Source organism: Amycolatopsis decaplanina DSM 44594, assembly GCF_000342005.1.
Lineage (GTDB): Bacteria > Actinomycetota > Actinomycetes > Mycobacteriales > Pseudonocardiaceae > Amycolatopsis > Amycolatopsis decaplanina.
The window spans coordinates 215,238-227,648 of the sequence record NZ_AOHO01000019.1; the positions used below are offsets into that span (position 1 = coordinate 215,238).

Here is a 12,411-nt window from a genome sequence, read left to right on the forward strand (position 1 = left end):
CCGGTTGTCTCGGATCACGCCCTCTACCCGATGCCGAACACCTCGACGGGATGCGGGATCCGAACGTGCCCCGCGGACACCGTGCCGAGCTCCGCGACGGCGTCGAGCAGCTCCGCCCGGCTGGTCCCGCCGAGCCAAGGCTGGTGCCGGGCGAAGGTCAGGAATTCGAGAAGACGGTGTGCCGGCTCGGAAACCGGCACCGCGATTTCCGCGCCCACCGTGACGGTCCGGAACTCGATGCCGAACCGCGTCAGTTCCTCCGCGAGCGTCTGCGCGAACAGCGGGCGCACGACGCCTTGCCGCGCGAGGGATTCCGCGAAGGGACCGTTCAGCCGGTTCAGCGGGGTCACCGCGACGATCAGCCGCCGATGCCGGTTACGGGCCTCCTTCACCACCGCCATACCCTCGTCGGCGCCGAGATAGCACAGCGACTGGACGAACAGGCCGTACTCGGTCGGCGTGATCCGGAGGTCCGCGACGTCGGCCATGCTCGCCGTGAACACGCGGTGGCCCCGCACCTTCGGCAGACCGGCCAGCTCCGAGCGCAACCGTTCCACCGCTTCGCCGTTGGTGTCGACGCCCTGGAACCACACCGTTCTTCGCGGCACTCGCGCGATCAGCTCCAGTTCGAACATGCCGAACCCGCAGCCGTACGACGTCAGTTCGAGATCGGCGTCCGCTCCGATCAGCCTCGACGTCTCCTCGACCATCAGCCGCTGCTGGTCGGTCAAGCTGCGGAAGGTGGCGTTGCAGGTGTTGTAGTCCAGTTCGTCCATCGGCGCTCCCGGTTCGGGCCCCCGAAACACCGAAGCCGTGGCGCGCGCACGCGTCACGGCTTCGGTGCTCGAGCGGCGATTGCTCAGATCCGCTTCTTCAGGGCACGGACCGAAAGCGCCCCGAACACGATCGCGATCACGGCCGCCCAGACGAGCGACCAGATCACCGACGAGGTGACCGCGGCGCCACCGTTCATCAGCCCGCGGCAGGCCTTGAGCAGGATCGCCACCGGACTGACGTCCGCGAACGCCTGCAGCCAGGACGGCATCGACTCGACCGGCGCGAACACCCCGCTGACGAAGTTCAGCGGCAGGATCACCGCGAACGCGAACACCTGGACCTTCTCCGCCTGGTCGGCGGCGACGCCCACCAGCGTGGGCACCCAGGAGAACGCGATCGCGAACACCAGCAGCAGCAACCCTGCCGCCAGCACGCCGAGGAAGCCCTTCTCCGGCCGGAAGCCGAGCAGCAGCCCGACGCCGACCACCAGCAGCACCGACCAGACCTGCTTGAACTGGTCGCCGATGATCCGCCCGGCCAGCGGCGCCCAGCGCGCGATCGGCAGCGAGCGGAACCGGTCGAACACGCCCTGGGACAGGTCCGTGTTGAGGCCGATGCCGACGTTGATGGTCGCGAACAGCATGCTCATCACGAGCATGCCGGGGATCATGAACTGCAGGTACGCGTGCCGGTCTCCGGAGATCGCGCCACCGAAGACGAACGTGAACAGCAGCGTGAAGATGATCGGCTGGAAACTGATGTCGGCCAGCTGCTTCGGCTCGTGCTTGACCGAAACCGTGCTGCGCCAGGCCAGGGTGAACATCTGCGAGATGCCCTGGAAGAACCCGACCCTGGCCGACAACTGCTGCGGCGGCAGCGTCGTGGTCGCGGCGGTCATCGGATCTCCTCCTCGGTCTCCCCGGCCGTCTCCTCGGCCGGGCGCCCGGTGAGGCTCAGGAACACCTCGTCCAGGCTGGAACTGCGCAGGGACAACTCGCCGATGACGATGCCCGCCTCCTCCAGCCGCCGGACCGCGCCGGGCAACGCCGCCGGGTCGGTGACCGGGACGCTGACGACCTGGCCCGAGACGTCCGGCGTGACGCCGGCGATCTCGCCGATCAGCCGCACGACCTTCTCGAGATCGCCCGCCTGGGCACCGCGTACCGTCAGGCGCTGGGCGCCGGTGCTGGCCTTGAGCTCGTCCGGGGTGCCCTTGGCGATCACCTTGCCGTGGTCGACGACCACGATCTCGTCGGCGAGCGCGTCGGCCTCCTCCAGGTACTGCGTGGTCAGCAGCACCGTGACGCCGTCGGCGACCAGGCCGCGCACGACGTCCCACAGCTCCAGCCTGCTGCGCGGGTCGAGGCCGGTGGTGGGCTCGTCCAGGAACAGCAGTCGCGCGTTGCCGACCAGGCTCGCGGCCAGGTCCAGCCGACGGCGCATACCGCCCGAGTAGCCCTTCGCCGCGCGGCCGCCCGCCTCGGTGAGGGAGAACCGCTCCAGGAGCTCGTGCGCGCGGGCCTTGGCCGCCCGCCGCGAAAAGCCGAGCAGCCGCCCGATCAGGAGCAGGTTCTCCACGCCGGTCAGGCTTTCGTCGACCGAGGCGTACTGCCCGGTCAAGCCGATCAGCTGCCGCACCTGGTGGGCGTCTTTTTCGATGTCGTATCCGGCTACGGTGGCGTGGCCCTCGTCCGGCGTCACCAGCGTGGACAGGATCCGGACCGTGGTGGTCTTACCGGCGCCGTTCGGGCCGAGGACCCCGAGCACGGTACCCGTGCGGACGGTCAAGTCGACCCCGTCGAGCGCGGTCGTCTCGCCGAACCGTTTCACGAGCCCTTCGGCGTGGATCGCGAATTCCGTCTCGGTCCCCCGCGGCCCCGGGCCGGCCCTTGACGCGGTCGCGGGTTCGACGTTCTGCAACATGACGCACTACCTTCCTGTTCCTCACAACGGAGACACTCTCGTGCGGTTACATCATGCGACCGAGCGCAGCGCGGGAGCAGTGAATGGTTAACCTTCCGGGTATGAATTCTTCATTTTTGGGATGAATATCCCATCTTCAAAAAATCGCACCTTCGCCGAGAATACCGGCGGATCGCGCCGCCGTCCTTCTCCATAAATGCGGTAAATAATCGTGGCCTGTTCTCGAATTCCGCTGCTAACCTGCGAATGTCCGCCTCTTGGCGAGAACGCAATCAGCCGGCACGAAAGGACCGCCACGGCCATGGTCGCCGTCATCACCGCAGCTCCGCGGACCAGCACGGTCTTCGCGGGGTTCGCCGCGTACGGCGCATTGTGGGGGCCGTACCTTTCGATGTTGCCGGACGTCCGCCACGCCACCGGTGCGGGTGAGGCACAACTGGGCGCCGCTTTGCTGATCGGCGCGCTCGCGGCGATGCCCGCGATGTTCGCGATCGGCAGGTTGCTCGACCGGTTCGGCCGCCCGGTGGCGGTCTCGACCTTCGCCGGATTCGCGCTCATCGCGCCGACGCCCGCACTCGCCGGATCCGTTCCGGCCTTGTTCCTGACCTTGGGATTGTTCGGGTTCGGCTCCGGTGCCTGCAATGTCGTCGTGGTCGCGCTGGCGGCATCCGCCGAAGCGGGCGACGGGCCCCGCGTGATGAATCGCGCGCACGCGTTGTTCAGCATCGGCCTGTTGACGTGCAGCCTCGGCACCGGGGCGGCCCGGACCGCGGGAGTACCCGCCGAAATGATCGCGCTGACGCTTTCGGCGCTGGTCGTCATCGGCGCGATCGCCGCGAGGGGTTCGGTGCCGGGACGGCTGGTGCGGCAGAGCCGCGAACCGGGACGACGCCTGCGGCTCGGCCCGGCGATCCTGCTGCTGTGCCTGCTGGCCGCGCTGGCCATGGCCGTGGAAAGCGGGGTCCAGCAGTGGAGCGCGGTGTTCCTCGCCGACGTCACCCGGGCGCCGGTCGGGATCTCGGCCGCCGCGCCCGGCATCTTCGCCGCGGGTATGGCGCTGGGCAGGCTCGGTGGGCACTGGCTGTCCGGCCGCGCGTCGGATCGCCTGGTGCTGCTGGCTTCCGGCGCGCTTTCCGGGGTGGGCGTAGTGCTGCTTTCCCTGGCCGACGCGCCGGTGCACGGCCTGGTCGGCACCGCCGTGGTGGGCGGCGCGATCTCGGTGTCGACCCCCACGGTGTACGGGCTGATCGGACGCGGGGCGACGCCGGAGGACCGCGGCGCCGTGATCGGTTCGGCTGCCTCACTGGCCAGTGTCGGCCTCCTGCTCGGCCCGGCCGTGGTCGGCCAGATCGCCGGGCACACGGACCTGCGGGTCGCCATCGCGGCACTGTCCGTGGCCTCGGTCGCGGTCTGCCTGCTCGCGCTGCGCGTGCCCGCCCGGAATCACTGATCGGAGGAGGGACCCGATGGGCGACGTAACAGGAGGTCGTGGGGGCTCGGATTTCGCCGAAGGGCGGCACCGGCGACTGCTCGTCGGGGACGACATCCCCGCCGGATGCCCCTTCGGTTCCCGGCAGCGCGACGGGCGGCGTGAATGGCTGGTGAGCAGCTATTCCGAAGCGCGCGAATTCCTGCGTGACAAGCGGTTCAGCCGGGCCGTACTGGCCGAGAGGACCCATCCGCGCGGGCCGGCCACCCGGATGTCGGTGACCGATCTCGACCCGCCGCGGCACACGCGGATCCGGAAGCTGATCGGCGGCGCGTTCTCCGCGCGTCGCGCGGAACAACTGCGCGACTACGTCGAAACCACGGCCGGTGACCTGCTCGAAAGGCTGATCGACACTGGTCCCACCGCGGACCTGATCACCGATTTCTGCGCCCCGCTGACCTTCACGGCACAGGCCGAACTGCTGGGCGTGCCGCCGTCACGCCGCGAAGCCGTCCGTAAACGCGCGAACGCACGGCTCGGCAAGCCCGGCTCACCGCGAACCGCCGTCTACCAAGGCGAACTGCTGCTGCACGACGAGGTCGCGATGATGCTCGCCGACACCGAAGACCCGCCATCCGGGCTGATGGCGGAACTCATCGAGGCACATCGCTCGGGCACGCTCGACGAAACCGAACTGACCGGGCTGGCGGCATCGTTGTTCTTCGACGGGCACGCGCTGGCGGCCGCGCAGATCGCCAACGCGGTGCTGTGCCTGATCTCCCGGCCGGGCCTGCTGGCCTCGCTGGACGCGAACCCGGCGCTGGTCGACGCCGCCGTCGAGGAGACGTTGCGGTACAGCCCTTCGGTGAACTTCAGCATGACACGGGTCGCGACGGAGGAAGTCACCCTCGCGGGCACCCGGATCGAGCAGGGCGACCTGGTGACAGCGCTGCTGCCGGTGGTCAACCGCGACGAAGAGGTCTTCGCCGACCCGGACAGTTTCTCGGTGGACCGGAACGGACGGCACCTGTCGTTCGGGCACGGCACGCACCACTGCATCGGCGCCCACCTCGCGCGGGTCGAGATCCAGTCGGCGCTACGCGCGCTTTCCCGTCACGCGCCCGGACTTTCGCTCGCCGTGCCCGAATCCTCCCTGAGCTGGACGGTCTCGCCGACGATGCGGGCATTATCCGCGCTGCCGGTCCGCTGGACTTCTTCCGGCGTGCTCGACCCCTTGGAGCGTCGCGCGAGGCGGTGGGAGGATCGGCCGGCGGCCTGAACACAGGCTTCCGGGTAACGAAGGAGTACGTCATGCGCGAAATCGCCGCAGGATTGTTCATGTCCCTCGACGGTGTGGCCGAGCGGCCGGACCGCTGGATGGGCCGATACTGGTCCGACGAGATGACCGAGGGCATCAACGAAAGCCTCGCCGCCTCGGACGCCGTTCTGATGGGCAAGGACACGTACCTGGCCTTCGAGCAGTTGTGGAAGCCACAGGGCGACAGCAACCCGATGGCGGCGTTCCTCAACGGCACGCACAAATACGTCGTTTCTTCGACGCTGGACGAAGCGACGCTGACGTGGCCCGGCACGAGCCTGATCACCGGCGACATCGCGGGCGAGATCACCCGGCTGAAGGAAGGACCCGGAAAGACGATCCGGGTGCCCGGAAGCCCGAAACTGGTGCAATGGCTGCTCGCCGAGGGCCTGCTGGACGAACTGGCCCTCAACATCATGCCGCTGGTGGCGGGCGAGGGGACGAAGCTGTTCGAGGACATCGGCAAGGAGATCCCGCTGACGCTGACGCGCGCGAACCCGCTGAAAACCGGCGTCATCGGCGCCGTCTACACGCGCGCCTGACGAATTCGCGGGCAATTCCGGGAACACCGCGATTCGCACTGACGGCCGGACCATGAAAATTTCACTGTTCCGTCGTGACGAAAACATGCCCCGATCACACAGGAATCGACTACCGGGGATTCGACGGCGCTGCGATACTGGCGAGCAGGCGCGATCATTCACGCGTACCGGCGAGGAAAGGAACTTCTGTGACTGCCGCAGCCCGCAAGACCAAGCAGCAACCGGCGGGTGAGGGAATCCGCGTCACCGGCGCTCACGAGAACAACCTGAAGGACGTCTCCCTCGAGCTCCCGAAGAACCAGATCACGGTTTTCGTCGGGGTGTCGGGTTCCGGGAAGTCCTCCGTCGTGTTCGACACGATCGCCGTCGAGGCGCAGCGCCAGCTGAACGCCACCTTCCCCTGGTTCATCCGCAACCAGCTGCCCAAGCACGAACGCCCGCACGTGGACAGCATCGAGAACCTGACCACCCCGGTCGTCGTCGACCAGCGTCCGCTCGGCGGGAACGCGCGTTCGACGGTCGGCACGGTCGCCGACATCCACCCGCTGCTGCGGGTGTTGTTCTCGCGTCAGGGAAAGCCCAGCGCGGGCAACCCCTCGCTGTACTCGTTCAACGACCCCAACGGGATGTGCCCCGACTGCGAAGGAATCGGGCGCGCGCTTCGCCCGGATCCCGAGCTGATGCTCGACATGACGAAGTCGCTCGACGAGGGCGCGATCCTGGTGCCGGGCTACCCGGTCGGCAGCCCCGGCTGGCAGTTCTACGCCAACCACGAGGCCATCAATCCGGCCAAGAAGCTCAACAAGTACACCGCGAAGGAGATGGACACCCTCCTGCACGGCAAAGAGGGGAAGGTCCAGCTCACCTTCAAGAACGGCAAGACGCAGACCTTGACGTTCGAGGGCCTGGTCGCGAACTTCACCCGCCGCCACCTCAAACGCGACACCGGATCGATGAGCGAGAAGACCCGCGCCCAAGCGGAGAAGTTCATCTCCGAAGGGCCGTGTCCGGCCTGCCGTGGCGGACGGCTGAGCGAGGCGGCGCTGGCGACCAAGCTGGCGGGCAAGAACATCGCGCAGTGGTGCGAGCTGCAGATCACCGATCTGATCGAGCTGATCCGATCCATCAAGGACAAGCAGACCGTCGCGATGGCGCAGGGTGTGCTGGCCGCGCTCGAACGCATCGAGGCGATCGGCCTCGGCTATCTCTCGCTGGACCGTGCGACGACGTCGCTGTCCGGCGGTGAAGGGCAGCGGCTCAAGCTGGTCAAGCATCTGGGCAGCGACCTGACCGGGATGACCTACATCTTCGACGAGCCCAGCGTCGGCCTGCACCCCCGCGACGTCGGACGGCTCAACGACCTCCTGCGGGCGTTGCGGGACAAGGGGAACACGATCCTGGTCGTCGAACACGACCCGGACGTCATCGAGATCGCCGACCACATCGTCGAGATCGGGCCGCGCGCGGGCGTGCACGGCGGCGAGGTCGTGTTCCAGGGGACGTACCGGCAGCTTCGCGCCGGCAAGACGCTGACCGGCGCCGGGCTGGCGCGCTCGGGTGTCGTCAAGGAGGATCCCCGGCAGGCCAAGGGTAAACTGCCGATCCGGCGGGCTTCACTGCACAACCTGAAGAACGTCACGGTCGACATCCCGACCGGTGTGCTGACCGCGGTCACCGGTGTCGCGGGCTCGGGCAAGAGCTCGTTGATCTCCGGCGTCTTCCGCGAGGCGCATCCGGACGCGATCTTCGTGGATCAGACGCCGATCGCGGCCTCCTCCCGGTCGACACCGGCGACCTACCTCGGCCTGATGGACCCGGTGCGCAAGCTCTTCGCGAAGGCGAGCGGCGCGAACGCGGCGTTGTTCAGCTTCAACTCCAAGGGCGCTTGCGAGGAATGCCAGGGCCGCGGCGTGCTGATCACGGAAGTGTCCTATATGGACCCGATCACGACGCACTGCGAAAGCTGCGACGGGCGCCGGTTCTCCGGCGAGGTGCTCGCGCACAAGCTGCGCGGCAAATCGATCGCCGATGTCCTGGAGCTGTCCGCGGAACAGGCCGCGGAGTACTTCACCGAGGCACCCGTGCTGGCGAAGGTGAACGCGCTGATCGAGACCGGGCTCGGGTATCTCGGGCTGGGACAGGCGCTGAGCACGCTGTCCGGTGGTGAGCGGCAGCGGATCAAGCTGGCGGACCGGCTTTCGGGCGGCGGGAACGTCTACATCCTCGACGAGCCGACCACCGGTCTGCACATGACCGACATCGACATGCTGCTCGGCCTGCTCAACGGCATGGTCGACGCGGGCAACACGGTGGTGGTGATCGAGCACAACCTGGCGGTGATCGAGCAGGCGGACTGGGTCATCGACCTCGGCCCGGGCGGCGGCAAGAACGGCGGCGAGATCGTCTTCACCGGCCCGCCCGAGAAGCTCCTGACCGCGGAAAGCTCACTGACCGGCGAGTACCTCAAGCGTTACCAACAGGCCGGCTGAGGCCCGGATCCCTGCCGAAGGGGACGTCCCGCACGGGGCGTCCCCTTCACCGCGTTCAGCGCAGGATGCGAGACGCCCCGCGCCGCCGGGGATCGCCATGCTGAAAGCCGGCTCGGTGAGGAGGCTCGGATGGCGGTGCGGCTGAAACTGACCGGGGGACTGGAATGGCTGGATTCTATTCCGGAAAGCGAACGCACGAAGGTGTTCACCGCGTTGTTCGCCCTCTGCGACGGATCCGCTTTCCTGACCTACGGCGTTTTCAAGGTCGGCGGCGGACCCGGCCGCTTCCTGCTGACCGTGGCATCCGAACTGGCGATCCGGGTCCGGATCGATTGGGCGCGTTCGGAGTTCGAGCTGCTCGGGTTCACCCGGCGGACCGTCCGCTGGCCGCGGGAGCTGGACACGCTGTGAACCACGTTCCGCGACGGCGATCCCTTGCGGCATCCGGCTGCGGGCAATGACGCGACCGGCCTATTTCAGTTACGTTTCCGGAAAGCGTATTCCGTGAAATCACCGCACCGGGTGAGAATGCCGTAGCATAACGACGGAGCCACTGAACTGGGGTGCGAGGTGCTTCGTGGTGATCAAAGTGCTGCTTGCCGAAGATATGCACATGGTTCGCGGGGCGCTCGTCGCGCTGCTGAACATGGAATCCGACATCGAAGTGGTCGCCCAAGTCGCTTCGGGCGACCAGATCCTCCCGACGGCGAAGTCGGTCCAGCCCGACGTGGCGGTCATCGACATCGACCTGCCGGGCAAGGACGGGCTGACCGCGGCCTTGGAGATCCGCGAAAGCCTGCCCGGCTGCCACACGCTGATCCTCACCAGCCTCGGCCGTCCCGGCACGGTCCGGCGCGCGCTGGACGCGAAGGTCAACGGCTTCCTGCTCAAGGACGCGCCGTCGGACAAACTGGCCAACGCGGTGCGGTCGGTCATGATCGGGCGACGCGTGATCGACAGCGAACTGGCGCTCACCGCCTGGGAATCCGACGACTGCCCGCTGACCACACGCGAGATCGAGATCCTGCGGGTGACCGCGCTCGGCCGCACCGTCGCCGAAATCGCGGCCGAGCTCTTCCTGTCTCCCGGCACGGTCCGGAACTATCTGGCGGCGATCGTCACCAAGCTCAACGCCCGCAACCGGGTACACGCGATCCGCATCGCCACCGACGCCCAATGGCTTTGACCGCTTGGAGAGCACGCGATCGCTCGTGAGTGGTAAGGACGGTTAGAACCGTCCTTACCACTCACGACCACCCCCACCGGACACCTGGCCCCGGGGAAGCGTCGCGAAAGCCACTTTCGCGACGTCTGATGTCCCGAAAGTGGCTTTCGCGACATCACCGCCTCCACGCCACCCGCCACAACGCGGCTTGCGCGACTGGAGTGACCAGTGGCGTTGCGCGGTGGTCGTGAGTGGTAAGTCGCGTTAGAACGGACCGGCATTTGCCTACCTGCTGCCGATCTACACGAGGGCGACGATCCCCAGCGGGTAGTCGGGATCGTCTATGAAGGAATCAGGACACTCAACGTCCCGACTCCTTCATCGACGCGAGGTGCCCCCGTCCCGGACCATGATCAACGGAGGATCCGGGACACTCAACGTCCCCCATCCTCCGTTGATCAAGGCTGTGCCACGGGGGCAGTGGCGCGTCGTGCAGCATCCGCAGGACGGCGCCCGCCGCGGCCCACGCGGCGGGGGAAGCCGTCGATGGCTCGCCGAGACGGCCGAGCGCTTTGCCCCGCAGGGCGGCGAGCGCGAGCACGGGCGGCTTTCGCCACAGGATCTCCGGAGTCGGGACAGGCGCCATGGCCATCGCCTCGACCTCGACGTCGGTGCGTGTTCGACCCGCGTCGATCTTCAGGAACACGTCACCGGCACGCAGAGTCGCGCAATCATGATGTGCGACGACGACTTCGACCTTTTCCATGATAATCAGTATCTCTTGGATCGTCACTGGCGCCGCGAAATACGGAAAAGCGATCACGAAAGCAATTGTCCCGCTATCCGCCGCCGGAATTTCGTTGGAGAGGTTGCGTGGCGACGCGCTCCCGTCAAGTGATTCGGTTCCGTTCGGCAGCGCGACGACGGACAGTAGCTGAGAACTCCACAGTACCCGGCGAAAGTCACCTTGGACCCGCGCACGCCGAGTCGGTGGTCGAACACCCAGGCGACGCCGAGTCCTCACCGACTACGACTCACGGACCTTGACAACGACTCGCACCAGCTCGAATATTGAAAAGGTTTGATATTCACCAAGTGCTCTGGGGGCTAGAGGATGTTAAACTGGCATAAGGAGAAAACTGCGGACGGCACGCAGATCCCCGCAGCCAGGAGGGAAGACGAGTGGGCCGCCGTCAGCTCGGATCCGCCGCTCGGCGAGGTTGTCGAGGTCCCGCTCGACAAGTTGTCCGTGCAAGGCTCCCCGAGGGCGGCGGGCGTGGATCCCGCGTACGCGCAGGTGCTCGCGGAGACGGAGGCCCCGCTTCCGCCGATTCTCGTGCACCGTCCCACGATGCGGGTGATCGACGGGACGCATCGGCTGCAGGCCGCGAAGCTGAAGAACGCCACGTCGATCAACGTTCAGTTCTTCGACGGGGACGAACAAGCCGCCTTCATCCTCGCGGTGAAGTCGAACACCGCACACGGGCTGCCGCTTTCCCTCGCCGACCGCAAGACCGCCGCCTGCCGGATCCTCGACGTCCGCCCCCACTGGTCCGACCGGGCGATCGCGGCGGTCACCGGCCTGTCGCACAAGACGGTCGGCAAACTGCGCCGGCGTTCGAGTGGGGAAGTTCCCCAGTCGAACGCCCATGTCGGCCGTGACGGCCGCGTCCGCGCGCTGGATCCGGCACAGGGGCGGCGTCGCGCTCACGAGCTGCTCACCGGCAACCCGTCCGCTTCGATCCGGGAAATCGCGCGTGGCGCGGGCATTTCCCTCGCGACGGCGCACGACGTACGCCATCGGCACCGCCACGGCGAGGACCAGGCACGCGCCTCGACGAGGCCACGCTCTCGACAGGCCGAAGGCGTCGATCCCCACACCACGGGAGCCGACGCTCAAGCGGCGGTGGAGCGGCTCCGATCGGACCCCACCATCCGCTACACCGAGTCGGGACGAACCTTGGTACGGCTGCTGGACGGCCATCTGAACGACCGGGACGAGTGGGATCAAGTGGCCAGGAACATCCCGGAACACCGGCTGGAATTGATCTCCGAACTCGCCAGGGCACGAGCGGAAGATTGGCGGCAGTTCGCGGAACTGCTGCAGAAGCGCAAGCGCTGAGCCGAGCCTGCCCGAAGGGGACTTTCCGTGCGAACGACGCACGGAAAGTCCCCTTCACTTCATTCCACGCGAAGCCTTTTCGTCACCTAACCCGCCGAATGATGAGGGAGACCGGCGTCGCGGACTGTTGCGGATCGCGGACGCTTCGGGACACAATGGTGTGGAATCGCCCGCATGGATGGACATCCGGGCGCACTGGGAGGCACGACAGCGAGCACACTGGTGTGACTTTCGCTGTCTTGATCATCGAATGAATCGCCGCGTTCGAATGCGGCGAAATCATCATTCAGCACTCATCCATCCGCGCCTTCGCGCGCGGATTCAGCAAAGGGGAAACATGCACGCGGAAGACGCGCGAGCGGAATTGCGTCAGCAGATCTTCTCCCTCCTGACCGAGGTCGCGGGCGGCGTTCTGGAGAACCAGACCATCGAAGCGGACACCGAGTTCCCCGAGACGGGCATGAGCTCCATCGAGTACCTGGCGCTCATCGAGAAGATCGAGACGAAGCTCGATGTGTTCATCGACCTCGAAGAGAACGAAGATCTGACCACTGTGGACAAGTTCTGCGACTACCTGCTGGAGCAGGTGCCGTCCGCCTGAGGCAACGCCGTCGTCGATCTCTCCCCGCACAACCGATTAAGGGGT

General features: G+C 67.1%; 12 protein-coding genes. 8 read left to right on the forward strand and 4 right to left on the reverse strand.

Features of this window, described 5'->3' with window-relative positions; genetic code table 11:
* Positions 1 to 23 precede the first annotated feature (23 nt).
* The 3 genes from H074_RS02275 to H074_RS02285 form a co-directional block, all read right to left on the reverse strand.
* On the reverse strand, positions 24 to 776 hold the full coding sequence (locus H074_RS02275; RefSeq protein ID WP_007028396.1) for a class I SAM-dependent methyltransferase: 753 nt from the start codon (positions 774 to 776) through the stop codon (positions 24 to 26).
* An 83-nt stretch (positions 777 to 859) separates the two neighbouring features.
* On the reverse strand, positions 860 to 1,675 hold the full coding sequence (locus H074_RS02280; RefSeq protein ID WP_007028397.1) for an ABC transporter permease: 816 nt from the start codon (positions 1,673 to 1,675) through the stop codon (positions 860 to 862).
* Positions 1,672 to 2,700: a daunorubicin resistance protein DrrA family ABC transporter ATP-binding protein gene (locus tag H074_RS02285; RefSeq protein WP_007028398.1), complete on the reverse strand. Its 1,029-nt coding sequence runs from the start codon at positions 2,698 to 2,700 to the stop codon at positions 1,672 to 1,674. The genes H074_RS02280 and H074_RS02285 overlap by 4 nt, the downstream gene beginning before the upstream one ends.
* Positions 2,701 to 3,001: 301 nt before the next feature.
* Between H074_RS02285 and H074_RS02290 the strand changes: the two genes are divergently transcribed.
* From H074_RS02290 to H074_RS02315, 6 genes are all read left to right on the forward strand, one after another.
* Positions 3,002 to 4,150 carry an MFS transporter gene (locus H074_RS02290; RefSeq protein WP_007028399.1) on the forward strand — a complete coding sequence of 383 codons (1,149 nt, stop codon included), beginning with the start codon at positions 3,002 to 3,004 and terminating at the stop codon, positions 4,148 to 4,150.
* Between the two features lie 16 nt (positions 4,151 to 4,166).
* Positions 4,167 to 5,408, forward strand: coding sequence for a cytochrome P450 (locus H074_RS02295; RefSeq protein WP_007028400.1), 1,242 nt, complete (start codon positions 4,167 to 4,169; stop codon positions 5,406 to 5,408).
* 32 nt (positions 5,409 to 5,440) lie between these two features.
* A complete protein-coding gene (locus tag H074_RS02300; protein WP_039921282.1) occupies positions 5,441 to 5,989 on the forward strand; it encodes a dihydrofolate reductase family protein in 549 nt (182 codons plus the stop codon).
* A 188-nt stretch (positions 5,990 to 6,177) separates the two neighbouring features.
* Complete coding sequence (locus tag H074_RS02305; protein ID WP_007028402.1) at positions 6,178 to 8,478, forward strand: ATP-binding cassette domain-containing protein; 2,301 nt, start codon at positions 6,178 to 6,180, stop codon at positions 8,476 to 8,478.
* A gap of 129 nt (positions 8,479 to 8,607) precedes the next feature.
* Positions 8,608 to 8,889 (forward strand): DUF6235 family protein, encoded by a 282-nt coding sequence (locus H074_RS02310; RefSeq protein ID WP_007028403.1) that lies wholly within the window; start codon positions 8,608 to 8,610, stop codon positions 8,887 to 8,889.
* Between the two features lie 169 nt (positions 8,890 to 9,058).
* Positions 9,059 to 9,664: a response regulator transcription factor gene (locus H074_RS02315; protein WP_039921284.1), complete on the forward strand. Its 606-nt coding sequence runs from the start codon at positions 9,059 to 9,061 to the stop codon at positions 9,662 to 9,664.
* A 340-nt stretch (positions 9,665 to 10,004) separates the two neighbouring features.
* On the opposite strand, the gene H074_RS41365 is transcribed toward H074_RS02315, so the two are convergent.
* Entirely contained in the window at positions 10,005 to 10,466 is a 462-nt protein-coding gene (locus tag H074_RS41365; RefSeq protein WP_235096638.1) for a hypothetical protein, read from the reverse strand.
* A gap of 291 nt (positions 10,467 to 10,757) precedes the next feature.
* On the opposite strand from H074_RS41365, the gene H074_RS02325 reads away from it, so the two are divergent.
* On the forward strand, positions 10,758 to 11,765 hold the full coding sequence (locus H074_RS02325; protein ID WP_007028406.1) for a ParB/RepB/Spo0J family partition protein: 1,008 nt from the start codon (positions 10,758 to 10,760) through the stop codon (positions 11,763 to 11,765).
* Between the two features lie 337 nt (positions 11,766 to 12,102).
* On the forward strand, positions 12,103 to 12,366 hold the full coding sequence (locus H074_RS40615) for an acyl carrier protein (protein WP_007028407.1): 264 nt from the start codon (positions 12,103 to 12,105) through the stop codon (positions 12,364 to 12,366).
* Positions 12,367 to 12,411 lie beyond the last annotated feature (45 nt).